We start from the raw sequence: 25,623 nt of genomic DNA on the forward strand, positions 1-25,623 counted from the left end.
CGGGCTCCACCCGTCATCCATCCACACCGCGATCAGCCGGCACAGATCCTCGTCCTCGACAAGCTTGAGCGGCTTGGGCCGGCGCCTGGCCTGATGCGCCTTCTTATGGGCGGCCGAGGCGTAATAAACCCCATCCGCGCTGGTGTTCCGTTTCACCTCCCGCCAAACCACTGACTCGTCCCGACCTATGGCCTTACCGATCTCGGCGTAGCTGAGCCCACATCGTCGGCCCATCTGGATCATCCCCCGCTCCACCCTTCCCAGCGTCCGGCCACCTGGGCCGTCCGTCGCCGGTGCAGGATCCGCAAGACCCCCAACGCTGCCCTTGCTCAAACTCATCATGTGGCCAGACTGGGCCCACCAGTTTCGCCCGGTCTGGTGCACAGCCCCGACACGCCGGGCGGCAGCGAAAATCGACATCCCCCCACACACAAGGTCAATGAACTCGGTGCGGGTACTCAGAGGAAATGACCTGACCATTAAACGCTCCATCAATCAGAGCGTTGCAACGACCATATGACTCTGCCGAACAAACACTGCCGTCATCTGCCACCTCGCGGGGAGGGAAACTCAGTTCTGGTTGAGCTCAGCCGAGATCGCCATTGCGGCCTGGCGCAGCAGCGGCACGGCGCGGTCTGCAAAACTCTGGTCCACGCGGCTGATCGGCCCCGACACCGAGATGGCGGCAGGGGTGGGTGCGTTGGGCACGGCCATCGCGAAGCAGCGCACGCCGAGCTCCTGCTCTTCCTCGTCAATGGAGTAGCCGCGTTCACGGATCAGCTTGAGATCGGCAAGGAGGGCATCAATGTCGCCGATGCTCTTGGCCGTGGGGGTGGGCATGCCGGTGCGGGCCACGATGCCGCGCACCACCTCGTCGTCGAGCTGGGCCAGGATCGCCTTGCCGACTCCGGTGTCGTGCGTGTGGGCGCGGCGGCCCACCTCGGTGAACATGCGCATGGAGTGCATGGAGGGCACCTGGGCCACGTAGATGACCATGTCCGAATCCAGCACGGCCATGTTGGAGGTTTCGCCGAGGCGGTCCACGAGGTTCTTCAGCTGCGGGCGGGCCACGGCTCCAAGCTGCTTGCTGGCGGCTTCGCCAAGCCGGATCAGCCGGGGACCCAGTGCGTAACGGCGGTTGGGCAGCTGGCGGATGTAGCCAAGCGAGACCAAAGTGCGCAGCAGGCGGTGGATGGTGGGCAGGGGCAGATCCGTGGAGGACGAGAGCTCGCTGAGCGTCACGTCACCGCCCGCGTCTGTGATGAGTTCCAGCAGTTCGAAGACGCGCTCGACGGACTGCACGCCTCCGGAGGCTTTTTCAGCCATTCCGTTGTCTCCTATGGCTCAGATTCTGACATCTCTTATCCACATCGTGAAAAGAGTTGCTTAGAACACTCAACATACAGCACAACCAGGCCCCAGGCGATGTCCCCAAACATGACCGCCAGGGGGTTGCATTTCCACTTTGCAGATAATAATATCCATAATACGAAAACATTCGGTTGCACGAGCGGTCCGGGAACGGACCCAACGAGGAGGAAATTCAATGGCGAACCCGAGCCCCGGAAATTCGATCACCCTGCGCGTCGCGGCGCCGTCGAGCTTCACCGCCACGAGTGAGCTCGCTGCCGCCGTCGGCGCGGCCGGCGCAGCCATCACGGCGCTTGACGTCACGGAATCCCACCACGACACCCTGGTTGTGGACGTCACCTGCAACACCACCGACGACGACCACGCCGCCCGCGTCAAGGACGCCCTGAACGCCCTCGACGGCGTCACGGTCCAGCACGTCTCGGACCGCACCTTCCTGATGCACCTCGGCGGGAAGCTCGAGGTGGTCCCCAAGGTAGCCCTGCGCAACCGCGACGACCTCTCCCGTGCCTACACGCCCGGCGTCGCCCGCGTCTGCCTCGCCATCGCCGAGGACCCGGCAGCAGCCCGCAACCTGACCGTCAAGCGCAACACCATTGCCGTCCTCACCGACGGTTCGGCCGTCCTGGGCCTGGGCAACATTGGCCCGGCCGCGGCCCTGCCCGTTATGGAAGGCAAGGCCGCCCTGTTCAAGCAGTTCGCCAACGTTGACGCCTGGCCGGTCTGCCTGGACACCCAGGACACCGAGGAAATCATCATGATCGCCAAGGCCATGGCCCCCGTCTACGGCGGCATCAACCTTGAGGACATCGCAGCACCGCGCTGCTTTGAAATTGAGAAGCGCCTGCGCGATGAACTCGACATCCCCGTCTTCCACGACGACCAGCACGGCACTGCCATCGTCACCCTGGCAGCCCTCCACAACGCCCTGCGCGTGGTGGACAAGAAGCTCCCCGAGGTCCGCATTGTTGTCTCGGGCGTCGGCGCCGCCGGCTCGGCCATCATCCAGCTCCTTAAGGCCCAGGGCGCCCAGCACATCGTTGCCGCCGGCCGCTCCGGAGCCATCCACTCGGGCGAGCAGTACGACGACGAGCACCGCGCCTGGATTGCCGCAAACACCAACGAGGAAGGCTTCGCCGGAACCCTGCACGAAGCCATGGCCGGCGCCGACGTCTTCATCGGTGTCAGCGCCCCGCACGTGATCGGCGAAGAGCAGGTCGCCGCCATGGCCGAGAACGCGATCGTCTTCGCCATGGCCAACCCGACGCCGGAGATCGACCCTGTCATTGCGTCCAAGTACGCGGCCGTGGTGGCCACGGGCCGCAGCGATTTCCCCAACCAGATCAACAACGTGCTGGCCTTCCCGGGCTTCTTCCGCGGGCTGCTCGACGCCGGCGCGAGCGACATCACGCCGGAGATGCTGGTGGCCGCCGCAGACGCCATTGCCAACCGGGTAGCTGACGACGAGCTCAACGCGAGCTACATTATCCCCAGCGTCTTCGATCCTCATGTAGCCGCCGATGTGGCTGCCGCAGTGGCGGGCGCCGCTCACGCCGCCCGCGCTCTCTAGAAAAGGACTTACGAATATGGCTATCACTGTTACTGACCGCCAGCCGGTCTCCCGCGCCGAAGAGATCCTCACGCCCAAGGCCCTGGCCTTCGTCGAGGAGCTGCACCGGCGCTTCGCCGGAACGCGCAACGAGCTGCTCGAGGCCCGCCAGGCCAAGCGCGACGGCGTCGCCCGCACCAGCCGCCTGGACTTCCTGCCGGAGACGCAGGAAATCCGCGACGGCGACTGGAAGGTCGCCGAGGCGCCCGCCGCGCTGCAGGACCGCCGCGTCGAGATGACCGGCCCGGCCACCCCGGCCAAGATGGCCATCAATGCCCTGAACTCCGGCGCCAAGGTATGGCTGGCGGACCTCGAGGACGCCAGCACGCCCACGTGGCCCAACGTCATCGACGCCATCCTGAACCTGCTCGACGCCGCAACCGGCACCTTGGCCTACACCTCGCCCGAAGGCAAGGAATACACGCTCCGCACCGACGCGCCGCTGGCTGTTGTGGTGGCCCGCCCCCGCGGCTGGCACATGCCGGAAAGGCACCTGCTGATCGACGGCGAACCCGCCGTGGGTGCGCTGGTGGACTTCGGCCTGCACTTCTTCCACACCGCCAAGCAGCTGCTGCTCAACGGACACGGCCCGTACTACTACCTGCCCAAGATGGAATCGCACCTCGAGGCCCGCCTCTGGAATGAAGTGTTCGTCTTCGCCCAGGACTTCCTCGGCATCCCGCAGGGCAGCGTCCGCGCCACCATGCTGATCGAAACCATCCCGGCCGCCTTCGAAATGGACGAGTTCCTCTACGAACTCCGGGACCACGCCTCGGGCCTGAACGCCGGCCGCTGGGATTACCTGTTCAGCATCATCAAGTACTTCCGCGACGCCGGCGAGGAGTTTGTGCTCCCGGACCGCGCCTCGGTGGTTATGACGGCTCCGTTTATGCGCGCCTACACCGAGCTGCTGGTGAAGACCTGCCACAAGCGCGGTGCCTTCGCCATGGGCGGCATGGCCGCCGTCATCCCCAACCGCAGGCACCCCGAGGTCACCGAAGCAGCCTTCGCCAAGGTCCGTGCGGACAAGACCCGTGAGGCCAACGACGGGTTCGACGGCTCCTGGGTGGCCCACCCGGACCTGGTCCCCACCTGCCGCGAGGTGTTCGACGGCGTACTCGGCGAGCGCCCGAACCAGCTGGACAAGCAGCGCCCCGAGGTTTCGGTTACTGCGGACCAGCTGATCGACATCGCCTCGGCTGACGGCCAGGTCACCGAGGGCGGGCTGCGCCTGAACCTGTATGTCGCGGTCGCCTACACCGCCGTCTGGCTCTCCGGCAACGGCGCCGTGGCCATCCACAACCTCATGGAGGACGCCGCCACCGCCGAGATCTCCCGCTCGCAGGTATGGCAGCAGATCCGCAACAAGTCCGTCCTCGCCGACACCGGAAACACCGTCACCCGCGAACTGGTCGAAAAGATCCTGGGCGAGGAAACGGAACGGCTCCGGACCGAATTCGGCGACGAGGCCTTCCGCCTGTACTACCAGCCGGCCAGCAAGCTGATCGCCGAGATCTGCCTGTCCGAGGACTACACGGACTTCCTCACCACTCCGGCCTACGAACTGGTGGGCTGAGTCATGGCGGTCTCCCCCACGCCGTCGCTCTCCGCGGCGGACCTTGCCGCCATCGACGCACAGCTGGCCGCCACTGACCAGCTGCTGGAACGTAATTACCCGGGCGACGACGGCACCCGCCAGCCCGTGCACACCGTGTACGTGCCGGCTGACCGTTTCACGCCGTCGTTCGCGGCCGACTGGGGTGCCCAGGCGCTTACGACGGCGGAGGCTCACGGCGGACTCGAGAAGCTCGGCGCGCTGCTGGGTCAGGAGCCGGAGCTGGCTGCCGCCGTCGCCGCACGGGTCGGTGCCAAGCTGCGCACGGAACCGATCGAGGACCTGCGCCTCGACTTCGAGGATGGCTTCGGCGACCGCGGCGATGAGGCGGAGGATGTGGCAGCGGTTTCTGCCGCCAACGCTGTGGCCACCGCCGTCGCGGCCGGCACCGCGCCGCCGTTCATCGGCATCCGCTTCAAGTGCTTCGAGGCGCCCACCCGGGCCCGCGGACTGAAAACACTGGACCTGTTCGTCTCCACGCTCGCGCAGGCCGGCGAACTTCCTGCCGGACTCATCCTGACCCTGCCCAAGGTCACCACCGTGGCCCAGGTCCAGGCGATGGACTTCGCAGTGTCCCGGCTGGAGGAAGTCCACGGACTTCGCGCCGGCCGGCTCCGCTTCGAGGTCCAGGTGGAAACACCGCAGCTGATCCTCGGGCCGGAAGGCACCTCCCCTGTGGCGCAGTTGCCGCACGTGGTTCCGGGACGCATCAGCGCCCTGCACTACGGCACCTACGACTACTCCGCCTCGCTGCAAATCTCGGCCGAGTACCAGTCCATGGAGCACCCGGTCGCGGACTACGCCAAGGAAGTCATGCAGCTGGCCGTCGCCGGCACGGGCATCCGCCTCTCCGACGGATCCACCAACATCATCCCGGTGGGCGACGCCGTCGAGGATGCCTGGAAGCTGCACGGACGCCTCGTCCGCCGCTCGCTGGAGCGCGGCTACTACCAGGGCTGGGACCTGCACGCAGCCCAGCTGCCCAGCCGTTTCGCCGCCACGTATGCGTTCTACCGCGAGGGGCTTCCGGCCGCAGCGGCACGCCTGCGCAACTATGTCGACCACACGGAAGGCGGGGTCATGGACGAACCCGCCACCGCCCGGGCCCTGGCCGCCTTCGCCCTGCGCGGCGTCCAGTGCGGCGCAGTGGGGACCGAAGAGGTCCAGGCGCTCGCCGGCGTCGAACTTTCCCAGCTGACCGCACTGGCGCACCCGCGGCTGGCACACTCCACTTCAAAGTAAGGATCCCATGATGGGCAAGTACTACTACCCCCAGGGCGGCCTGCCGCCGCAGACGCACCTCACCACGGAGCGGGCCATCGTCACGGAGGCCTATACGGTCATCCCCAAGGGCGTTATGACCGACATCGTGACCAGCACCCTGCCGGGTTTCTCCAACACCCGCTCCTGGATCCTGGCCCGCCCGATCTCCGGGTTTGCCACCACGTTCTCGCAGCTGATCGTGGAGATCGGCCCCGGCGGCGGTGCCCCCAAGGCCGAGTTTGAGCCCGGCGTTGAGGGCGTTGTCTTTGTCACCAAGGGCAAGGTCAACCTGACGCTCGACGGCGAACTGCACCAGCTTGAGGAAGGCGGCTACGCCTACCTGGCCGCCGGTGCCACCTGGGGCCTGGAGAACGTCTCGGATGACATTGTCTCCTTCCAATGGATCCGTAAGGCCTATGAGCGGCTTGAGGGTTACGAGGCAAAGTCCTTCGTCACCAGTGATGCCGAGGTGGAACCCACCGCGATGCCGGATACCGACGGCGCCTGGAAGACCACCCGCTTCACGGATTCCAGCGATCTGGCCCACGACATGCAGGTGAACATTGTGACGTTCCAGCCGGGCGGGGTTATCCCGTTCCCGGAGACCCACGTCATGGAGCACGGCCTGTACGTCCTGGAGGGCAAGGCCATGTACCTGCTCAACAACGACTGGGTTGAGGTGGAGGCCGGCGACTTCATGTGGCTGCGCGCCTTCTGCCCGCAGGCCTGCTACGCCGGTGGCCCCGGCGAATTCCGCTACCTGCTCTACAAGGACATGAACCGCCAGATCAAGCTGACCTAGGCCGCCTTACACCGGCCGCCTCTTACCGGCTGGCCGCCGCAATCGCCGGAGCCATGCCGGGTCACTGCAAATTTGCGGCGACCCGGCATGGTTCCGGCGATTTCGCGTTAACGGTTGATTCCCACCCGGCGGAAAGTAAATTCCCACTCTATGGGAACTAGTTGATGCCATCCGTGATTCCAGCCACTAACGTCGGTGTTATGCCTACAGTTCCGAACCATTCCGTGATAGCGGAAGGCAACGCCTCGCGATTCGTCGACATCCTGCTCGAATTCGCGCGGCACCGGACCCTGACCGCAGCCCAAATCAGCAAAACAACGGGCATCCCCGCCAGCGCCGTGTACCGGCACCTGGCAATGCTGGTGCCGTCCGGGCTGGTGGCGCAGACCAGGCGCCGCGGGCAGTACAGCGCCGGCCCGGAAACCCTGCGCCTCGCCGCCAACTTCCACCAGGAGGCCATGGTCAAGGGCCGCATCTCGGAGCAGCTACAGCTGCTCTCGGATGAAACCCAGGAGCTGGCCGCCTATCTAGTGGTCCGCGGTGCGGAGGCACTGTGCGTAGATGCCATCGAAGGCCCTCAGATGCTGCGCTGCAGCTACTCGCCGGGCCGCTCGCTCCCCCTACTGAAGGGCGCCAGCGCGATGGCCCTGCTGGCGCACCTGGACCCCCAGGAGCAGAGCAGGATCGTGGCCGGCCTCGGACTGAGCGAGGAGGAGGCAGACAACCTGAACCACGAGCTCCAGCTCGTTCAGGGCCGCGGCTTCGGCCTCAGCTACGGGGCGGTGGATGCGGGCGTCTGGGGCGTCAGTTTCCCCGTGTTCGACGACGGCGGCCGGCTTTTGGGTGCCGTCAGCACCATGGCTCCGGCGGACCGGGCGGTCCGGCGCGAAAAGCAACTCATAGCAAGCACCCGTGACGCCGCACTGGCGCTAGGACACGGAGAAGGATCCCGATGACCAACCCCACCACCCAGCACACGTGGACGGGCCGCGACGACGGCCCCGGCCCAGAGCACCGTCGCTGGCACCACGCAGTGAACACGGCCCAGGCCGGCACCACGGGAATCGCCATCCTTGGGTTCCGCAGCGATGAAGGCGTCCGCCGGAACAAAGGCCGGGTCGGCGCCGTCGACGGTCCCGCAAGCATCCGCTCCGCCCTGGCACCCATGGCGGCGCCCGCGGAACTCCTGGTCCACGACCTTGGCGACACCACCGTTGTGGACGGAAACCTCGAGGACGGCCAGGAGCGCCTCGGCGCGGCCGTCCTCGAGGCCCTGGACGCGGGCCACCTGCCCATCATCCTGGGCGGCGGCCACGAAACCGCCTTCGGCACCTACACGGGCCTCCGCGCCAGCCAGGTCACCGATGGACGCCGCATCGGCATCATCAACCTGGACGCGCACTTCGACCTCCGCGCCGAGGAAATCCCGTCCTCGGGAACACCGTTCCGGCAGGTGGCCGAGGCGGAGCAAGCCTTGGGCCACGGGTTCAGCTACACGGTGGTGGGCATCAGCCAGCCCGGCAACACCGAGGCCCTTTTCCAAACAGCCCGGGAGCTCGGCGTCAAGTACCTCCTGGACGAGGAATGCACCGAGTCCAGGACTGAGCAGGTCCGGCAGTTCACGCAGGACTTCATCGACTCCGTGGACGTGGTCTACCTGACCATCGACCTCGACGTCCTCCCCGCATACGTCGCCCCCGGTGTCAGCGCACCGGCGTCGTACGGCGTTCCGCTCTCCGTGGTGCTGGAAGTGTGCCGCCAGCTGGCCCGCTCCCCCAAGCTCGCCGTCGTCGACGTCGTCGAACTGAACCCCAGGTTCGACGTCGACTCCCGCACGGCCCGCACGGCCGCACGCCTCATCCACACAATCGCCGCAGAGCGATCCGGGCGCCGGCATGCGTAGCCGCAAGCCGGCGCCCCTCCCCAGAAACTCACGGTCAGGGCTCAGTAGCCGTCCGCGGTTCAGGTTCAATTGCCCACGCGGCTTCGTGCAGGAGACTGGCCAGCCGCCGCTGGAAGCGGGCCAGTCTCCTGCGTGCGCGTCCGGCTTGTCGTGGTGCCACGAAGGGTGAATCCGGCAAGGCGCTGCGGCTGTCGTTGTTTATGAGGTGGACGACGGCCCAAGCCATCATCAGCGAATTATCCATGGTTCTCTTCTTGTTCGGTGAGGCTCTCTTGGTTTGCACTTCCCCGGTGCGGATTGGCTACATTTGGCTGTGCGCGGCGACGGTGGGATCCCCGCCGGTGCGGGCGCCGGACTCCAGTTCCGTGATTTCGGCTACCTCCGCGGGCGTCAGCGACACGGCGGCAGCGCCCAGGTTTTCCCGCATGCGTGCGGCCTGGACCGACTTCGGGATGACGATGGTGCCCTGGCTGAGATGCCACGCGAGTATAACCTGGGCAGGTGTGGCACGGTACTTCGCGGCCAGTGACTTCACGGTGGCCGCTGCCAGATCGGCGCCCTGCCCCAACGGGCTGTACGCCTCCACCGCAATGCCCAGGGAGCGGTTCTTGGCCGCCAGCTCCTGCTGCTGGAACGCGGGGTGGATTTCGATTTGGTTGACGGCCGGGACAACGTCCGCCGCCGCTAGGAGCGTGTCCAGGTGGTCAGCCAGGAAGTTCGAAACCCCGATGGCGCGGATCTGGTTGTTTGCGTACAGCTGTTCCATGGCCTTCCAAGCCTCCGTGAAGAGTCCCTGTGCGGGCACGGGCCAATGGATCAGGTAGAGGTCCAGGTAGTCCAGGCCCAGGGCTTGGCGGCTGTTCTGGAAGGCTTGGTGGGCCATTCCTTGTTCACCGTTGCGCAGCTTGGTGGTGATGAAGAGTTCCCCGCGGGGTATGCCCGAAGCGGCAATGGCTGCCCCGACGCCGGCCTCGTTCCGGTACGCCGCGGCAGTGTCGATGTGGCGGTAGCCGGCTTCGAGGGCGTCCTCGACGATGCGCTGCGTTTCTTCCGGCGGGACCTGGAATACGCCGAAGCCAAGTTGCGGGATCTGGACGCCGTTGTTGAGGGTCACTGTGGGGATGGTAATTTCCTGTGGCTGGGACATCATCAGTTCTTCCCGTGGTTGTGTTGTTTGCTCGAACAGCCCTGCACGGGCGGGTTATGCATTCAACGCTAGGCACGCCGGCAGGCCGTGTCAGCAGGTATGCCATTCCCTCCTTTTCCTAGGACTGGCAGTCCTACCTTCGTCACTGGAAAGCGGGGACGCCGGCTTGGACAATGGAAGGCATGGGTCAGAGCGCGGAGTTTGGAAAGTTCCTGAAGGCAATGCGGTCGCGGCTGACGCCGGAGCAGGCCGGGATAGCCGCGACCACCGGTGGCAGGCGCGTCCCCGGGCTGCGACGCGAGGAAATCGCGCGCCTTGCGGACGTGAGCACCGACTACTACACCCGGCTCGAACAAGGCCGGAACATCCACCCGTCCCGGGCGGTGATGGATTCAGTGGCGAGGGCCCTGCGCCTGGATCCTGGCGAGCAGGCGCACATGGTCGACCTTCTGGAGAACTGCGCGAAGTCCCAGCATTCACCCATTCCGGAACAGGTTGTTCGGCCGGCTCTCCGCCAACTCCTGGACGCCGTGGGCAACGTTCCCGCCCTGATCCTGGGCCGCCGCACAGATGTTCTGGCCGGCAACCGCCTGGCGTTCCTTCTCCTTGCTGAATTCCCGGCCATGCCGGCAGCAGAGCGGAACCTCACCCGATGGGTTTTCCTCGATCCGCGCTCCCACGATCTCTTCCGGGACTGGGAGACCGTGGCGGCCGAAGCCGTCGGGACCCTGCGCGCGGATATCGGCCGGCACCCCAACGACCCCCAGGCCAATCAACTCGTCGGCGAACTCGCAGTACACAGCGAACGCTTCCGCCAATGGTGGGCCGGACACCGGCTGGCAACGGGGTCCGCAGGCAGTGTTCGGCTGCACCATCCCGTCGTCGGGGACCTGGAACTGAACTTCGAAGACCTGACGCTTCCCGACGATTCAGACCAGGTGCTGCGGGTGTATTCAGCGAAGCCGGACTCGCCATCGGCCGATTCCCTGACCCTACTCGGCAGCTTCGGCGCCGAAGTGCTGGCCGCCGCGGCAGCCCCTCGGGCCACAGAAGACACGGACGCGTCCGGCGCCGGCAAGGCGCCCTGACTTCCGGGAAGGACAGCGGGTCACATCCTGCGGTGGGCGTCTGTGACAAGACCTGCCACCGGCCCCCGTGGTAGTCGTCGTAGGTCCGCGCCGGGCTCTCCGGTGCGGACCTACACGACCCGAAGGATGGAAATGCGCAGCGCCACAATAATGACCAGGAAGTCTTTGCTAGTTGGATCCGGCCTGGGGCTGCTGGCTCTTGTCACCGGCTGCAGCAGGTCCGCCGCCGGGGCCGCGGCACCCTCGCCGTCCGGCTCCGCAGCGCCCCGCGCCTGGTCCTACGACGGCGCCGAGGGTCCCGAACACTGGGGCACCCTGAGCTCCGACTTCGGCTCCTGCTCTTCGGGCACCGCCCAGTCCCCCATCGACGTCGGGGGTGGGCCGGGCCTTTCCCCTGCGCCGCTCGCCCTGGCCTATTCCGCCTCGGAAGGCGAGATCACCGACAACGGCCACACCACCGAGCTGCACGCCCTCTCGGCCCAAGGCATCACGGTTGGCGGCAAGAAGTACGCCTTCAAGCAGCTGCACTTCCACGCCCCATCCGAGCATACGCTGGACGGCGTCCGGCACGAGGCCGAGTTCCATTTCGTCCACCAGGCCGACGACGGCGGGCTGGCCGTCGTCGGGATCCTCGCCACGGTGGGGGCTACCAATGCGCCGTGGGCGCCGTTCACGGACGGCGTGCCGGCCGCAGCCGATGGGCCGAAAGTGGCGGCCGGCGTCGTGGACTTCCCGGCGCTGTTCCCGGCGTCGCTGGACCACTTCGCGTACGACGGCAGCCTGACCACTCCGCCCTGCTCGGAAGGCGTGCGCTGGCTGCTCCTCGAGACCCCCATTGAGCTGGGAGCCGGACAGCTCGCCACACTGCGCGCGGCGCACGCGGGCAACAGCCGGCCGGTCCAGCCGCTCAACGGGAGGGACCTCGTCGCGGTGGACCGGTAGAACCTCAGACGGTGGCGGGGTCCGTGTTGGCGCCGCAGAGGATCACGGCCACGCGTTCGCCGTCGGCCGGGACGTAGGCGCCGGAGTGCAGGGCGGCGAAGGCCGCGGCCGCGCCGTGCTCCACGATGATGCGGTACTGCTCCCACAGCAGGGACCGGGCGGCCACGATGTCCTCGTCGGAGACCAGCACGGCGCGGACGCCGGTACGGACGGCCACGTCGAAGCCGATCCGGCCGATCTGCCGGGCCCCCAGGGAGTCGGCGGCGATCCCGGAGACGGCCACGTCCACGGGGATCCCGGCCGCGAGTGCGGCGTGCAGGGTGGGCGTGGATTCGGACTCGACGCCCACCACTTTGGCCCGGCCCTCCACGGCGGCCGCGACCCCCGCCATGAGCCCGCCGCCACCCACGGCCACCACCACGGTGTCCACGTCGCCCAACTGCTCCAGCAACTCGGTTCCGATGGTGCCGGCGCCGGCGGCGATCTCGGGCTGGTCGTAGGCATGGCAGTAGACCGCGCCCGTCTCGGCGGCGTAGGCCATCGCGGCGTCGTAGGCCTCGGAGTATTCGGCACCGTGCTGGACCACGTCGGCGCCGATGGCCACGAGCTTCTTGACCTTCACGGCCGGGGCGGTCTCGGGCACGAACACCGTGGCAGGGACCCCCACTTCCGTGGCCGCGTAGGCGTTGGCGAGGCCGGCGTTGCCGCCGGAGGCCACCACAATGCCCACATCGTCCTTCAGTTCGCCGCGCTCCCGGCAGGCCAGAACCCGGTTGAACGCGCCCCGGGCCTTGAACGTGCCGGTGTGCTGCATGAACTCGCACTTAAGCCACACTTCGCCGGGGAACTGGCCGCGGTCAGCCGCCAGTACGGGCGTGACGCGGATCCTTCCGGCAATCCGGGCAGCGGCTTCGTCGACGTCGGTGCGTGTGATCATGGGGAAATCCTCGTTCCGGGGTGGGGCTGGGTTCAACGTTCAGGCTATCGCCCGCGTGGTGTCGCCGTCGTTCCGTCCCAGCGGCTCGGCGCAAAAGCGTCCCAAAGAGAGAATTGGGCCGCTTTCGCGGGCCGAATGAGTATGCCAGAGAAGGCCCCTTCATCGGATACTCACCGGAGGGGCCTTAACCTTGATCCGCCGACGGTCTCGTTGAGGACTCCGGGATTTGGTTGGCCGGGCGGGCCTAGTTCGCGGCATACCGGATTACCCGGCCCTGCTGCCGGTCGTGTTCCACAGTGGGTCCTTGGTTGTTTCGGTCCCGGGCGGCCAGTCAGGTCTTTGCCGGCCGCGGGAAGATGTGGTTGAAAAGGTCCGTCCGGGCGTTTTCCCAGGGCCGCTTGAATTTATTAACCGATGAAGGTGACGAGGTCTTCGCAGAAGTCGCGTCCTGCCGTGTCCGCTTGCCCGTGACTGGCCGTCTCGCCGAGGTCCCTAATGAACTCGTCGTCGGAGGGGTCAGCAGGCGTGCCGCCGTGATCAATGAGAATCGCGAACCTGAAGGTACCCGTGTCCATGAACAGACGCTTACCGTCCGGGCCATAGACCTTCTGGACGCCGGAGACAGCGATCTCGACGGTCAGGGTGCCATCGCCGTTGTCGGTGATTTTGTGGTCCCGTGCCTGGCCTGACTCCGTGATCGTATAGGTCTGCTCGTTCAGGGTGTTTGTCCACACATCGGTTGAGCGGATCGGACCCCCTCCGTATGCGAGGCCGTCGCCGTGATGAACGAAGAGGAACATCCCCTCGGCATGCTCGTCGCCGCCGGCATCGATACGGACTCCCTCTACGAAGACAAGGCCTCAGGGAAGAAGGATGACCTGCCTCACCTGGCCGCGTGCCTCAAAGCCCTGCGTCACGGTGACACCCTGGTCGTATAGAAACTCGACCGGCTGGGGCGTGACCTGCGGCATCTGGTCAATATCGTGCACGACCTGACCGAGCGCGGCATCGGACTGAAGGTCCTCACCGGCCAGGGCGCGGCCATTGACACCACCACCGCCTCCGGGAAACTCGTCTTCGGGATCTTCGCCGCCTTAGCCGAATTCGAACGGGAACCCATCTCCGAACGCACCCTCGCCGGACTGGCCTCCGCCCGCGCCAGGGGCCGGAACGGGGGACGTCCCTACAAGATGACCCCGGCGAAGCTCCGCCTGGCTATGGCTTCCATGGGGCAACCTGGCACCAGGTCAGCGATCTCCGCACCGAACTCGGCATCACGCGGCAGACCCTGTACCGGCACGTGTCGCCCAGCGGCGAACTGCGCCCGGACGGGGCAAAGGTCCTCTCAAGAGGCTAGACATGCGGAACCAATTTTGGAATGGAGGTTTTCGAGCGGGTCCGCCGGCGGGATGGCCGGGCCCGTCACGTGCGGGCACAGTACGCTGCCCGGTGGCGAGTGATAGTGCCACGACCGGCACTGAGCTGACCGGGGCCAGAGGCGGCTAAGGCAGCCGGTGGACCAGCCGTTTGGATCCACACAGCCCGTCGGCCCGTCAACCTGCTGCTTCGAACAGGCACGTAGTGCCAGCCGTCGCTAAACTCTTCCGCCGACGGCCAACGAGTTCATGTGCCTGGTCAGCCGGACCGGTCTGAGTCGGACTTATCCTCTGTTGTGAGAGATCCTGCGTGGGCGCGTGCGGTGGGATCCAGGCGGACCTTGATCAGGCTTGCGATCGTGGTCACTGTCAGGACGACTGCGATGACGACGAGGCTGAGGTTGGTGCTGATCTCCGGCACCCGGCCATCGAGGCCATGCCCCCAGTGCAGGACCAGTTTCACGCCGATGAAAGCCAGGATAATCGCCAGGCCGGTGGAGAGGTAGACCAGGCGGTCCAGAAGCCCCTTGACGAGGAAAAACAGGGCCCGCAGCCCTAGCAGGGCGAAGGCGTTGGCGGTGAAGACAATATAGGGTTCGGCGGTGATGCCGAAAATGGCCGGGATTGAGTCGAGCGCGAACAGCAGGTCGGTGCTGCCAATTGCGAGCAGCACAATGAACAGGGGCGTCACTGCCCGGCGTCCGGCGCTGCGTGTGAACATCCGGCCGCCCTCGTAGTCCTTCGTGACGGTCAGCGCGCGGCGGGCCACCCGGACCAGCACGTTGTCATGGACATCCGGGTCGGCGTTGCGGTGCCGGTAAAGCTGCACAGCCGTCACAATCAGGATCAGGCCGAAGATCAGGAACATGAAGGAAAACAGCTGGAGCAGTGCTGCGCCCAGGGCGATGAAGATCGCCCGCAGGACCAGAGCCATTGCTATGCCGAAGATCAGGACCTTCTGCTGGTACTTCTCTGGCACGGCGAAGGTCGACATGATGATCACGAAGACGAAGAGGTTATCGATGGACAGGCTTTTTTCGACGATGTAGCCGGCAAAGAATTCCGCGCCATAGTCCCAGCCCACCTGCATTGCGAAGACCAGTCCGAAGGCAATGGCCACGGCAATATAAAGAATCGATGAAATTGCGGCCTCGCGGAACTTCACGACGTGCGGCCGTGCGGCAGCCAGTCCAAGATCCAGGGCGAGCAGCCCGAGAATAAGTCCGATGGTGAGCGTCCAGCGAAGTACACTGACTTCGAGCATTGGTGGCCTTTCTTGTCATCAACTGAAACTGACTGATTGCTTTCCCTGCACTCCCGGCCGCCGACCGGGCGCCTGCGGGTCCGATCGACTATTGTCCTTGAAATGGCAACCAAGGATTTTGACTCAGGGACACCCGCCGGGGCCGCCGCCGAGACGCAGTGGACGTTCCTCACCAACCACGCCCACGTCCTGCTCACCATCGCCCGAGATCCGCAGATCCGCATGCGCGACGTCGCCACCCGGGTGGGAGTCACGGAGCGCGCTGCGCAAAAGATAACTGCCGACCTTGTGGAGGCCGGATATATCACCAGAACCCGTAACGGACGCCGCAACAGCTACACCGTCGCCACCGGCCGCCCCTTCCGCCATCCCGTCGATGCCGGCCACGAACTGGACGAACTCCTCGCGGTCCTCGTCCCTGAACCCACCTCCCGCACCCTAGACACCTGAACTATAATTCGCTAATCTAAGTTCATTGATTGAATCATACGCTACCGCACGGGGTGGTGGGGTGGCCGGCTGCAGTGTCCTCGGCGAGGCTTTGCGGCGGCGGTTTGGAAGGAGCTCGCTCTTGAACAATCGAGAGGCACGTTTCAGACCGCAGCTTCCCGGCGGTGTTCCCGCCACCATCGCGGATTCCGCGGGGCCGGTGTATCTCATCGTCATCGTCGCTGAGTCAGGCGCTGCGGACGTCTTGGCCGCGGCGGCCACGCAGGCGCGCGGTGCCGGTGCCCGCCTGCTGATCGCTCTCGCCCGGCCCCGTTTGGGCTTCACGACGGACGCCGCCCTGGTCCGGTTCGTCACCGCGCGCAGGAACCTGGAGATGCTCTGGTTGCAGCGTCTCGGGCATCAGGTGCTGGATCCCGCCGGGGTCACATTTGAAACTGTCTTGATGACCTACCGGGGCGGTGGCTCTGAGTACGGGCGGACCCGCCGTATTGCCTCAGCATTGGAGCGCCTGGCCCGCGGCCGCGGTGCCATCCGCCGGCCGGCAACCGGTGCAGTTTTGGCCTCCAGCAGCAGGGAGAACCATCAGTGAGTCAGGAAAGCCTGGGTGACGGTCTGAACCCGGCACCGGGCAACAGCATCGTGGTCGGGCATGATGGATCCGCCTGCGCAGACTACGCCCTGGACACGGCACTTGGACTCGCGGACCAGCTGGAGGTCCCCGTCGTCATCGTGCGGGCCTGGTCTCTCGCTGCTGCCCCTCGCCCGCCCGGCTGGGAGTTCGGATATGTGTCGTCCTTTGACGAGTACGCAACGGCGGTGCATGGCGAGCTCGTGCGGGATGTGCACACGAGGGTCGACAGATACTCCACGCTCTCCGTCAGCTACAGGGCCGTTCACGCCGGCGCCGCCAAGAGCCTCATTGACATCTCACGGGACGCCCGCATGCTGGTTGTCGGATCGCGCGGTCATGGCGGGCTCGTCGGGATGCTGCTCGGCTCCGTGAGTGACCAGTGCCTCCGGCATGCGGACTGCCCGGTCCTGATCGTGCGCCCTCGGAGCTGAAGCCGCGGCACTCCGGCCACCATTGACCCTTTGCCCGGTGCTGGCGGCCCGATTTGGGCCTAGAATTTCTCCGGCCGCAAAACGTCTACGTCACTCACGAACAGGATCATGGCGTAGTCCTCGTAGTAGTGCTCCTGGAGGTAGGCGGCAATAGCGTCTGCCGTCGCTTCGTCGCACACCACCTCGATGCGGATGTTGCTGTTCGCTTCCCAGCCGGCACTGCGGACGCCGCGGTGGCCTTTGCCGCGCGCGTCGGTGATGGTGTATCCGCGGGCATTGAGCCGGTCGATGTCCCGAACGAGAGTGCCCTCAAGTACGGCTTCGGTGACGACGGTCAACAGCTTGCGTGTATGGCTTTGCATCAGTCTCATCCTTTCGCGAAAGTATGTGCCCACACCGCGAGGGCGTGGTATATCGGGATACCAAACAGGACATTGAACGGGAACGTGACCCCCAGCGCGGCGGCCAGTGACAGGGTGGGGTTGGCCTCGGGTACGGAAATGCGCATGGCCGCCGGCACTGCGATGTATGAAGCACTCGCCGCCAGCGTCGCAAGAACGGCGGTACCGCCGATGGAGAGGCCCAGCACCCAGCCCAGTCCGGTCCCCACCAGGGCCGAAAAGAGCGGCATGCCAATTCCAAAGGCCATCAGGAAGGGTCCGTACCGGCGCAGGCTTCCTACCTGTGTCGCCGTAATCAGCCCCATCTCCAGTAGAAAAAGAGCCAGGATTCCCTTGAACAGATCGAAGAACAACGGCTCGATCGACGACAGCCCGTCCGGCCCCGCCGCCCAGCCGATGAGCAGCCCGCCCAGGAGCAGCACAATGCTTTTCCCGAGGAAAACCTCATGGGCGACCGACCTCCACCGGGTCTCCCGGGACAGACCCCGGGCCAGGACAATTCCCACAATAATGGCCGGCACTTCCAGCAACACCAGAAGCAGGGGCATGTGCTCTTCGAACGCGATCTGGCGGCTGCCAAGATAGGCGACAACCACGGCATAGGTGCCTACGCTTACGGAGCCGTAGTGGGCGGCGATGGAAGCCGCATCCGCTCGCTTGAAACGGCCCAGGTAACGCAGCACGGGGAAGGCAGCCAGTGAAAGGAAAAAGCCCAACGCCACCACGGCCAGCATTTGCGGCAGCAGGCTGCCGAAAGGTTGCCTGGCCAGTTCAATACCGCCCTTGAGGCCGATGGCCAGCAACAGCACGATGCTGACGAACTCGTAGATCGCAGCCGGTAGACGCAACTCCGAACGCAGCAGACCGGCGGTGGCACCGAGCAGAAAGAAAAGGATAATGGGATCGATCACGTGGTTGCTCTCTTGTTCGTTTCCAGCTTTTACGAAGTCGGGGTACGGGCAATGGCCCGCACCCCCAAGTTCCGGGACTGCAGTCCATCCGAGGGCACCAGCATCCCAGGATCCCATTAATACACGCTATTTGATTCACGATCAAAACTTCATGTATTGTATGACGTAGCATCTGCGACTGAGAGGCGGCCGTCGGTTCTTTTCTAACTAATCATGCCTACCTTTCGGGTGTGCTGCGACAGTTCCAGCAGTTCGCGCTCAGAGTGAAAGGTCAGTTATGACCAGTATTGATTCCGGCAATTCAACCCTTCTTTCCGCCTATTCCGGTGAACGGATTTCTCTGCTTACCCAGCATGGCAAGGAACGGGTGATCGTCCCGGTGCTCGAGCGTGCGCTCGGCTGCCGGCTCGAACACGTCACGGGCTACGACACGGATCTGCTCGGTACTTTCACCCGTGACATTCCCCGCGCCGGCACACAGCTCGAGGCTGCGCGTAAGAAGGCGCAGGTGGGCATGGAATTGTTGGGATTGCCGCTGGGTATCGCCAACGAGGGCTCGTTTGGCCCGGATCCATACATGGGGATGTTCCCCTGGAACATCGAACTCATGATCTGGATCGACGGTGAGCGCGAGCTGGAGGTCGTTGGAATAGCCGAAGGCAAGACGAACTTCTCCCACCTGCAGACGGCGGACTGGGCGGAGGCCCAAACGTTCGCCCGTGAATCGAAATTCCCCGAACACCATCTGGTCGTTCGCCCGGACGGCGGACACGACCCCCGCATCCGTAAGGGAATCGCCGCCTGGCCCGAGCTGGAGCTCGCCTTTTCGAGGGCGCTGGCCCGATCGGCCAAGGGCAAGGTTTTTCTCGAGACAGACATGCGTGCCAACGCCAATCCGACGCGCATGGAAACCATCCGTCTCGCGGCCGAAGACCTTGCACAGAAGCTTCGCTCCAGATGTCCGGCCTGCGGCACCCCGGGATTCTGGAAAGTGGAGCGAGTGGCAGGACTCCCGTGCACGGGCTGCGGCGAGCCAACGAGCGAGACCCGCGCCGAGATTCATGGATGCCTCACCTGCGGGCACCGCTCCACCCGCGACGTAACCGACCCACCACGCGCTGACCCGCGTTTTTGCGAATATTGCAACCCTTGACCCTTGCCCAAACCTCGACGCGTCCCATTGCCCAACGCGTTCAGTGCGATACGTAGCTTCAAATCAACACCGGAGGAAAGATATGCAACCATCACAATTAGTGGACCTCAAGCCCCGCAGCCGGGTGGTTACCGACGGCATTCATGCGGCCCCCGCGCGTGGCATGCTCCGCGCTGTGGGTATGGGCGACGATGACTTCGCCAAACCCCAGATCGGCGTGGCAAGCTCCTGGAACGAAATCACTCCCTGCAACCTGTCCCTGAACCGTCTCGCCCAGAGCGCCAAGGAAGGTGTCCACGCAGGCGGCGGTTTCCCGATGCAGTTCGGCACCATCTCCGTCTCCGACGGCATCTCCATGGGCCACGAAGGCATGCACTTCTCCCTGGTCTCCCGCGAAGTCATCGCCGATTCCGTCGAAACCGTCATGCAGGCCGAGCGCATCGACGGCTCGGTCCTCCTCGCCGGCTGCGACAAGTCCCTCCCCGGCATGCTCATGGCAGCCGCCCGCCTGGACCTGGCCAGCGTCTTCGTGTACGCCGGCTCCATCATGCCGGGCTGGGTCAAGCTGGAGGACGGCTCCGAAAAGGAAGTCACCCTCATCGACGCCTTCGAGGCCGTCGGCGCCTGCGCCGCCGGCAAGATGAGCCTCGGCGACCTTGACCGCATCGAGCGCGCCATCTGCCCCGGCGAAGGCGCCTGCGGCGGCATGTACACCGCCAACACCATGGCCTGCGTCGGCGAGGCACTGGGCATGTCGCTGCCCGGCTCGGCCGCCCCGCCCTCGGCAGACCGCCGTCGTGATGAATTTGCGCGCAAGTCCGGCGAGGCAGTGGTCAACCTGCTCCGCCTTGGCATCACCGCCCGGGACATCATGACCAAAAAGGCGTTCGAGAATGCCATTGCCGTCACCATGGCATTCGGTGGCTCCACCAACGCCGTCCTGCACCTCCTGGCCATCGCCCGCGAAGCTGAAGTCGAGCTGAACCTGGAGGACTTCAACCGCATCGGCGACAAGATCCCGCACCTGGGCGACCTGAAGCCGTTCGGCCGCTACGTCATGACCGACGTCGACAAGATCGGCGGCGTGCCGGTCATCATGCGTGCACTGCTCGACGCCGGCCTGCTGCACGGTGACTGCCTCACCGTCACCGGCAAGACCGTGGCCGAGAACCTCGCTGCGATCAACCCGCCGGACCTGGATGGCAAGATCCTCCGTGCGCTGGACAACCCGATCCACAAGACCGGCGGCATCACCATCCTGCACGGCACGATGGCCCCCGAGGGTGCTGTGGTGAAGAGTGCAGGCTTCGACGCCGACGTCTTCGAGGGCACCGCCCGCGTCTTCGAGCGCGAGCAGGGTGCCCTGGCCGCCCTGGATGAGGGTCTGATCAAGGCCGGCGACGTTGTGGTCATCCGCTACGAAGGTCCCAAGGGCGGCCCCGGCATGCGGGAAATGCTCGCCATCACGGGCGCCATCAAGGGCGCCGGCCTCGGCAAGGACGTCCTGCTCCTCACCGACGGCCGCTTCTCCGGCGGAACCACCGGCCTCTGCATAGGCCACGTGGCCCCTGAAGCTGTGGACGGCGGCCCCATCGCCTTCGTCAAGGACGGGGACCGGATCCGCGTGGACATCGCGGCCCGCAGCTTCGACCTGCTGGTTGACCAGGCCGAGCTCGAATCCCGCAAGATCGGCTGGGAGCCCCTGCCGGCCAAGTTCACCAAGGGTGTGCTCGCCAAGTACGCCAAGCTGGTCCACAGCGCCTCCACCGGCGCATACTGCGGGTAAATAACAGGCACCCATTTCCAGTGCACGGACGGTGACTTCACTGAGAATCAGCCGAGGACTCGTCGGCTACTACAGAATCATTCAAGACGACCGAGAGCAGCTCGGAACTTTCCGTTCCACTCATCGCACTACGACCCACCAGCACCGTGCATCCCCAGGTCCCGTGATCCTCTGGACACCCTTCCAGTAGGTCGGGCCTTCCAACGGACAGCGAAACCTGCGGCCGCGCGGGGCGGGCACTGCCTCTGTCGGCGGCGCACGTGGATCCTCGACATTTGCCCCACTCGGAAAAGTTCTCGCTCAGCCTCCGGATTGCGCGCACGGGAACCCCAACTGGGGACGAGTGCAGGGGACTTCAGAAATTCCGTGCAGACGACTTCTGAAAATGACACAATCGTACGAGTTCGTCCGCGGCCAGCGATTCTCGTAACTATGTCTCACAACCCTCTGGTTGAATCGCTGTATCCACCGCTAGCTACGAGACACGTCGGAGCAGTCCATGACGAAACTGATCGGTTATGCACGCGTTTCGACGCGGCAGCAGTCCACCGACCGGCAGTAGGCGGATCTTCTGGCCGCCGGCGTCCGACGCGATGACCTCTACGTTGATCACGGTGTGTCCGGGAACCGGCTCTCCCGCCAGAGAGAAACGTTGCTTCCCCCTTCCGTAGAGACTTAGCCTTGGCATGCCGTCGCAGGGCGTAACGAACGAAATATCCCTGCGGGCGCCGGTGTTGCCCCGGATATGACAACCATCGGAATCATCGGCGCAGGACACATTGGCAGCCAGGTTGCCCGCAAAGCGGTGGAACTCGGCTACGACGTGGTGATCAGCAATTCCCGCGGCCCCGAAACGCTGGCCGCACTCGTGGCGGAACTGGGACCCCGTGCCCGGGCCGCGACGCCGGCCGAAGCAGCAGCGGCGGGCGATTGCGCCGTCGTGACCATTCCTTTCAGGAGCCTCGGCAGCATCCCCGTGGAGCCGCTCACGGGGAAGATCGTGATCGATACCGGCAACTACTACTGGAAGCGCGACGGCCATGTTCCGGCCCTCGACGCCGGCGAAACCACGTCCTCCGCGCTGGTGCAGGAACACCTGCCCACGTCCAAGGTGGCGAAGGGCTTCAACCACATCCGGTACAGCGAGATCACCACGGACGGCACGCCTCCCGGCACCCCGAACCGCCGCGCTCTGGCCACCGCGAGCGACAATGCCGAGGCCAGCGAGCTCGTGACGAAGCTATATGACGAGTTCGGCTTCGACACGGTGGACCTCGGCCCGCTCTCCGAGAGCTGGCGCGCGGAGCCGGGCCGTCCGGCGAATGTGGTGCGGCAGAACGCTGCTGAACTCAGCGAGACCCTGGCCAAGGCGCCGCGGACCGTCTGACGTTTGGCGGGCGGTGCCTGGTGCCGGCCTGCCTCTGGCGCCGAAATGCCACCCCACGCCATCGGCAAGGACGTAGCCCTCGCCCTGTTGCTCGGGCTCCTGGCGGGTTGCTTGGGCTGGCCCCGTGGCTGGTCACCGGCGCGCAGCTTCCTCTGCAGAACCTTTGGGGCGCGGGAGTGTTGCCGCAGCAGATGACCGTGTCGCTCCTGCCATTGAGCCAATACGAACTCACCACGCTCGTTGCGCTGATGACCGTGGGAGGGGCAGCCGCCGGCCTGGCAGTGCGGCTCTGGTCACCCGCTCGACGGCGGCTGGTTGCCTGGTGTGTAGCCGGCGGCGTTCTCGCGGTGCAGGCCACGGTGACGGTTCAGGCGTTTTCAGTGCTCGACGCCGGCTTGGCGGACGGAGCGATGTCAGGCGTCTATTTCGCCGGGCTGCTCGCAGGGGTGCTAGCCGCTATCGTCGCGGGCCTGGTGGCGCTCCTGCTCATCGCGGCGAAGTCCAGGGCTTTGACAGCCCTGGGTGTTGGTCTCGTCGCCGTGCCCTTTGGCTCGTGGGTCGGCGAGTGGGCGGGGAACCTGGCGGCTCTGTGGGTGGTTCCGGCGTTGTTCATCTCCGTCAATTACGTCCTGGGCACACGATTGCCGGAGCGGGACCCGCAGGAGATGGCCCTGATGATCCGGCAGATCCTGACGGCCACGCTCGGACCCGACGGCGGGGCCGGCCCGACCGTCCTCCTGGCATTGGCCATCGGGCTGGCAGGCGCGGCCGTCGGGGAATTAGCCCGCCGGCGTCGGCGTCGCTGAAGGCCGGACTCAGCCGCGAGGCCGGTACCAGAACTACCTCGATCCCCCGCATTCCCGCAGATCTTTTAGGCTGCCCACCGGTCCGTGGGGGCCATTCCTTTCTACAATTTAAGTGGCGGCATAGGCGGCAATCAGCCGAACCGGCCGCACCACAAGGAGGACCGCAATGGGTTTGGGTGACAGGATCCACAACGCCGCGGAGAGGCTCCACGGCAAGGGAAAGAAGGCCGCCGGTGAGGTCAGCGGCAACGACCGCATGAGGGCCGAAGGCAAGGCCCGCGCAGTTCGGGCCGACCTCAAGCAGGCGGGCGAAAAGATCAGGCACGCCTTCAAGCGGCACTAAGTACGATCAATCGAACGGGCGGCTCTGCCAAGAGTCGCCCGTTTCTTATGCCCGGACGGGAAGAGTTTGCTGTCCCAACCCCCTCCCAACCCGCCCCCTTGACTCCCGCCCTCACCTTCCCTAAACTTTTCATAAAGCAGAATCTAAATTCCACAAAGCGGAAACTCGATAAGGGTGAAGCAGCGGAGAAGATAGATCAAAGCCCCTCCTCGGAAGGACCTACGATGACGTACACAGTGAACTGCTCCATCCTCTTGACGGAGCTTCCCCTGCTCGAGCGTCCCGCAGCCGCGAAGGCTGCCGGTTTTGACGCCGTCGAGTTCTGGTGGCCCTTCGACACCTCCGTCCCTACGGACGCCCAGGTCACCGGGTTTGAGAACGCCATCAAGGACGCCGGCGTCCAGCTCACGGGCCTGAACTTCAACGCCGGCAATATGCCCGGCGGCGACCGCGGCCTCGTTTCCTGGCCCGCCCGCTCCACCGAATTCCTGGACAACATCGATGTCGTCGCAGGCATCGGCGAGCACCTCGGCTGCAAGGCCTTCAACGCCCTCTACGGCAACCGCGTGGACGGCGAATCGGCCGAGAAGCAGGACGCCATCGGCGCCGAAAACCTCGCCGCCGCAGCTGCCGGCGTCGCAGGCATCGGCGGCACCGTCCTCCTCGAACCCGTCAGCGGCGCCGCCAAGTACCCGCTCCTCACGGCAGCGGACGCCCTCAAGGTGATCTCCCGCGTCAAGGCTGAATCCGGCGCAGAGAACATCAAGCTCCTCGCGGACTTCTACCACCTGGCAGTCAACGGCGACGACGTCGCAGCCGTCATCGAAAACCATGCCAAGGACTTCGGCCACATCCAGATTGCCGACAACCCCGGCCGCGGGGCTCCCGGAACCGGCGAGCTTCCCCTCGGCGAATGGATCGCCCGCAGCCGCGCACTCGGCTACGACGGCTACATCGGCCTCGAATACAAGGAACCGGCGGAAACCGCCTTCAGCTGGGCCATCCGCCAGCGCGCCAGCCGCTAGGTTTCGACAAGCTCAACCACCGGAATCAGCAACACCAACAGACTTTCAGTAAAGGAACCACAATGAGCAACGTTGCAGTCATCGGACTCGGAATCATGGGCCTCCCCATGGCCATTAACCTCGTCAAGGCCGGCCACACCGTCACCGGCTTCAACCGCAGCCAGGACAAGATCGACAAACTCGTCTCCGAAGGCGGCCAGGGGGCCACGAGCATCGCGGACGCCGTCAAGGACGCCGATGTCGTCATCACCATGGTGCCAGACTCCCCCGATGTCGAGGGCGTCGTCAGCGGCAAAGACGGCGTCTTCGCCAACGCGAAGAAGGGCACCTTGTGGATCGACGCCAGCAGCATCCGCCCGGATGTCGCCAAGCGCCTCGCTGACGATGCAAAGGAAGCCGGCATCCGCCCCCTCGACGCCCCGGTCTCCGGCGGCGAACAGGGCGCCATCAACGCCGTTCTCTCCATCATGGTGGGCGGCGAGGCAGCCGACTTCGAGGCAGCACAGCCCGTCCTCACCGCCGTCGGCAAGACCATCGTCCATGTGGGCCCCTCCGGCTCCGGCCAGACCGTCAAGGCAGCCAACCAGCTGATCGTGGCCGTCAACATCCAGGTCCTCGGCGAAGCCATTGCCTTCCTTGAGGCCTACGGCGTGGACACCGACGCGGCCCTCAAGGTCCTCGGCGGCGGCCTGGCCGGCTCCAAGGTCCTCGACCAGAAGGGCCAGAAGATGCTCGACCGCAACTTCGACCCCGGTTTCCGCCTGGCCCTCCACCACAAGGACCTCGGCATCGTCACGTCGGCAGCCCGCGAAGCCAACGTCGCCGTCCCCCTCGGCGCCGTCGTCGCACAGCTCGTCGCCGCAACCGTCAACCAGGGCGACGGCGGTCTCGACCACTCCGGTCTCTTCAAGCAGGTCCTGCAGCTTTCCGGCCGCAAGTAGGTTTCGACAGGCTCAACCACCGGATCCGGTGACGGGGCACT

At 65.5% G+C, this 25,623-nt stretch carries 29 protein-coding genes and 1 pseudogene; 21 read left to right on the top strand and 9 right to left on the bottom strand.

Annotated elements, in window-relative coordinates:
- The coding region (locus tag NG697_RS18960; protein ID WP_252614947.1) for a helix-turn-helix domain-containing protein at nt 1-243 on the bottom strand (243 nt) is incomplete at its 3' end.
- 327 nt (nt 244-570) lie between these two features.
- A complete protein-coding gene (locus NG697_RS18965; protein ID WP_056340756.1) occupies nt 571-1,326 on the bottom strand; it encodes an IclR family transcriptional regulator in 756 nt (251 codons plus the stop codon).
- Nucleotides 1,327-1,546: 220 nt separating this feature from the next.
- Here NG697_RS18965 and NG697_RS18970 point away from each other — a divergent pair, with 220 nt between their 5' ends.
- The 6 genes from NG697_RS18970 to hutG all read left to right on the top strand — a co-directional run bounded on the left by NG697_RS18970 (nt 1,547) and on the right by hutG (nt 8,563).
- The gene (locus NG697_RS18970) at nt 1,547-2,941 is read left to right on the top strand and encodes an NAD-dependent malic enzyme (RefSeq protein WP_252603489.1); all 1,395 of its coding nucleotides are present in this window, start codon (nt 1,547-1,549) and stop codon (nt 2,939-2,941) included.
- A gap of 16 nt (nt 2,942-2,957) precedes the next feature.
- Nucleotides 2,958-4,556, top strand: a complete 1,599-nt coding sequence (gene aceB / locus NG697_RS18975) for a malate synthase A (RefSeq protein WP_252614948.1) — start codon at nt 2,958-2,960, stop codon at nt 4,554-4,556.
- Between the two features lie 3 nt (nt 4,557-4,559).
- On the top strand, nt 4,560-5,837 hold the full coding sequence (locus NG697_RS18980; protein ID WP_252603484.1) for a DUF6986 family protein: 1,278 nt from the start codon (nt 4,560-4,562) through the stop codon (nt 5,835-5,837).
- Between the two features lie 10 nt (nt 5,838-5,847).
- Nucleotides 5,848-6,660 carry a bifunctional allantoicase/(S)-ureidoglycine aminohydrolase gene (locus tag NG697_RS18985; protein WP_252603495.1) on the top strand — a complete coding sequence of 271 codons (813 nt, stop codon included), beginning with the start codon at nt 5,848-5,850 and terminating at the stop codon, nt 6,658-6,660.
- A 200-nt stretch (nt 6,661-6,860) separates the two neighbouring features.
- A complete protein-coding gene (locus tag NG697_RS18990; protein WP_252603479.1) occupies nt 6,861-7,616 on the top strand; it encodes an IclR family transcriptional regulator in 756 nt (251 codons plus the stop codon).
- Nucleotides 7,613-8,563 (top strand): formimidoylglutamase, encoded by a 951-nt coding sequence (hutG, locus tag NG697_RS18995; RefSeq protein ID WP_252603477.1) that lies wholly within the window; start codon nt 7,613-7,615, stop codon nt 8,561-8,563. Before NG697_RS18990 ends, hutG begins: the two co-directional genes overlap by 4 nt.
- Before the next feature lie 34 nt (nt 8,564-8,597).
- Here hutG and NG697_RS19000 read toward each other — a convergent pair whose 3' ends face one another.
- Together NG697_RS19000 and NG697_RS19005 are read right to left on the bottom strand one after the other, a co-directional pair.
- Nucleotides 8,598-8,807: a hypothetical protein gene (locus NG697_RS19000; protein ID WP_252603474.1), complete on the bottom strand. Its 210-nt coding sequence runs from the start codon at nt 8,805-8,807 to the stop codon at nt 8,598-8,600.
- A 57-nt stretch (nt 8,808-8,864) separates the two neighbouring features.
- Complete coding sequence (locus NG697_RS19005) at nt 8,865-9,710, bottom strand: aldo/keto reductase (protein ID WP_252603492.1); 846 nt, start codon at nt 9,708-9,710, stop codon at nt 8,865-8,867.
- A 182-nt stretch (nt 9,711-9,892) separates the two neighbouring features.
- On the opposite strand from NG697_RS19005, the gene NG697_RS19010 reads away from it, so the two are divergent.
- Both NG697_RS19010 and NG697_RS19015 read left to right on the top strand, forming a co-directional pair.
- The gene (locus NG697_RS19010; protein ID WP_252614949.1) at nt 9,893-10,798 is read left to right on the top strand and encodes a helix-turn-helix transcriptional regulator; all 906 of its coding nucleotides are present in this window, start codon (nt 9,893-9,895) and stop codon (nt 10,796-10,798) included.
- Nucleotides 10,799-10,930: 132 nt separating this feature from the next.
- Nucleotides 10,931-11,740 carry a carbonic anhydrase gene (locus NG697_RS19015; RefSeq protein WP_252603469.1) on the top strand — a complete coding sequence of 270 codons (810 nt, stop codon included), beginning with the start codon at nt 10,931-10,933 and terminating at the stop codon, nt 11,738-11,740.
- Between the two features lie 4 nt (nt 11,741-11,744).
- Here NG697_RS19015 and NG697_RS19020 read toward each other — a convergent pair whose 3' ends face one another.
- Nucleotides 11,745-12,677, bottom strand: coding sequence for a threonine/serine dehydratase (locus tag NG697_RS19020; protein WP_252603467.1), 933 nt, complete (start codon nt 12,675-12,677; stop codon nt 11,745-11,747).
- Between the two features lie 407 nt (nt 12,678-13,084).
- Nucleotides 13,085-13,411 (bottom strand): hypothetical protein, encoded by a 327-nt coding sequence (locus NG697_RS19025; protein ID WP_252603464.1) that lies wholly within the window; start codon nt 13,409-13,411, stop codon nt 13,085-13,087.
- 45 nt (nt 13,412-13,456) lie between these two features.
- Between NG697_RS19025 and NG697_RS21500 the strand changes: the two genes are divergently transcribed.
- Together NG697_RS21500 and NG697_RS19030 are read left to right on the top strand one after the other, a co-directional pair.
- Nucleotides 13,457-13,615: a recombinase family protein gene (locus NG697_RS21500; RefSeq protein WP_445260445.1), complete on the top strand. Its 159-nt coding sequence runs from the start codon at nt 13,457-13,459 to the stop codon at nt 13,613-13,615.
- A 45-nt stretch (nt 13,616-13,660) separates the two neighbouring features.
- Entirely contained in the window at nt 13,661-14,137 is a 477-nt protein-coding gene (locus NG697_RS19030; RefSeq protein WP_445260453.1) for a recombinase family protein, read from the top strand.
- 175 nt (nt 14,138-14,312) lie between these two features.
- Here the strand turns inward: NG697_RS19030 and NG697_RS19035 are convergent, their stop codons facing one another.
- Nucleotides 14,313-15,317, bottom strand: coding sequence for a TerC/Alx family metal homeostasis membrane protein (locus NG697_RS19035; protein ID WP_252603462.1), 1,005 nt, complete (start codon nt 15,315-15,317; stop codon nt 14,313-14,315).
- 102 nt (nt 15,318-15,419) lie between these two features.
- Between NG697_RS19035 and NG697_RS19040 the strand changes: the two genes are divergently transcribed.
- The 3 genes from NG697_RS19040 to NG697_RS19050 all read left to right on the top strand — a co-directional run bounded on the left by NG697_RS19040 (nt 15,420) and on the right by NG697_RS19050 (nt 16,829).
- On the top strand, nt 15,420-15,767 hold the full coding sequence (locus NG697_RS19040; protein WP_252603460.1) for a helix-turn-helix transcriptional regulator: 348 nt from the start codon (nt 15,420-15,422) through the stop codon (nt 15,765-15,767).
- Nucleotides 15,768-15,888: 121 nt separating this feature from the next.
- Complete coding sequence (locus NG697_RS19045; RefSeq protein ID WP_252612163.1) at nt 15,889-16,356, top strand: hypothetical protein; 468 nt, start codon at nt 15,889-15,891, stop codon at nt 16,354-16,356.
- Nucleotides 16,353-16,829, top strand: a complete 477-nt coding sequence (locus NG697_RS19050) for a universal stress protein (RefSeq protein ID WP_252603455.1) — start codon at nt 16,353-16,355, stop codon at nt 16,827-16,829. Before NG697_RS19045 ends, NG697_RS19050 begins: the two co-directional genes overlap by 4 nt.
- Before the next feature lie 59 nt (nt 16,830-16,888).
- On the opposite strand, the gene NG697_RS19055 is transcribed toward NG697_RS19050, so the two are convergent.
- Both NG697_RS19055 and NG697_RS19060 read right to left on the bottom strand, forming a co-directional pair.
- Nucleotides 16,889-17,191, bottom strand: coding sequence for a P-II family nitrogen regulator (locus NG697_RS19055; RefSeq protein WP_252603452.1), 303 nt, complete (start codon nt 17,189-17,191; stop codon nt 16,889-16,891).
- 5 nt (nt 17,192-17,196) lie between these two features.
- On the bottom strand, nt 17,197-18,141 hold the full coding sequence (locus tag NG697_RS19060) for a sodium-dependent bicarbonate transport family permease (protein WP_252603449.1): 945 nt from the start codon (nt 18,139-18,141) through the stop codon (nt 17,197-17,199).
- A 277-nt stretch (nt 18,142-18,418) separates the two neighbouring features.
- Between NG697_RS19060 and NG697_RS19065 the strand changes: the two genes are divergently transcribed.
- The 8 genes and pseudogenes from NG697_RS19065 (at nt 18,419) to NG697_RS19100 (ending at nt 25,582) form a co-directional block, all read left to right on the top strand.
- The gene (locus NG697_RS19065) at nt 18,419-19,294 is read left to right on the top strand and encodes a DUF6671 family protein (protein WP_252614951.1); all 876 of its coding nucleotides are present in this window, start codon (nt 18,419-18,421) and stop codon (nt 19,292-19,294) included.
- 82 nt (nt 19,295-19,376) lie between these two features.
- Complete coding sequence (gene ilvD, locus NG697_RS19070; protein WP_252614952.1) at nt 19,377-21,080, top strand: dihydroxy-acid dehydratase; 1,704 nt, start codon at nt 19,377-19,379, stop codon at nt 21,078-21,080.
- 499 nt (nt 21,081-21,579) lie between these two features.
- A pseudogene (locus tag NG697_RS19075) lies at nt 21,580-21,720 on the top strand (recombinase family protein); the annotation flags it as partial.
- 105 nt (nt 21,721-21,825) lie between these two features.
- Nucleotides 21,826-22,467, top strand: a complete 642-nt coding sequence (locus tag NG697_RS19080; protein ID WP_252603538.1) for an NADPH-dependent F420 reductase — start codon at nt 21,826-21,828, stop codon at nt 22,465-22,467.
- A 176-nt stretch (nt 22,468-22,643) separates the two neighbouring features.
- Nucleotides 22,644-23,273 (top strand): hypothetical protein, encoded by a 630-nt coding sequence (locus tag NG697_RS19085; RefSeq protein ID WP_252612050.1) that lies wholly within the window; start codon nt 22,644-22,646, stop codon nt 23,271-23,273.
- 166 nt (nt 23,274-23,439) lie between these two features.
- Complete coding sequence (locus NG697_RS19090; protein ID WP_056340807.1) at nt 23,440-23,616, top strand: CsbD family protein; 177 nt, start codon at nt 23,440-23,442, stop codon at nt 23,614-23,616.
- Nucleotides 23,617-23,840: 224 nt separating this feature from the next.
- A complete protein-coding gene (locus NG697_RS19095) occupies nt 23,841-24,641 on the top strand; it encodes a hydroxypyruvate isomerase family protein (RefSeq protein ID WP_252614953.1) in 801 nt (266 codons plus the stop codon).
- Complete coding sequence (locus NG697_RS19100) at nt 24,530-25,582, top strand: 2-hydroxy-3-oxopropionate reductase (RefSeq protein ID WP_256473090.1); 1,053 nt, start codon at nt 24,530-24,532, stop codon at nt 25,580-25,582. The genes NG697_RS19095 and NG697_RS19100 overlap by 112 nt, the downstream gene beginning before the upstream one ends.
- Nucleotides 25,583-25,623: the final 41 nt, after the last annotated feature.

Origin of the sequence: Pseudarthrobacter raffinosi, from assembly GCF_023913835.1 — a bacterium.
GTDB lineage: Bacteria > Actinomycetota > Actinomycetes > Actinomycetales > Micrococcaceae > Arthrobacter > Arthrobacter raffinosi.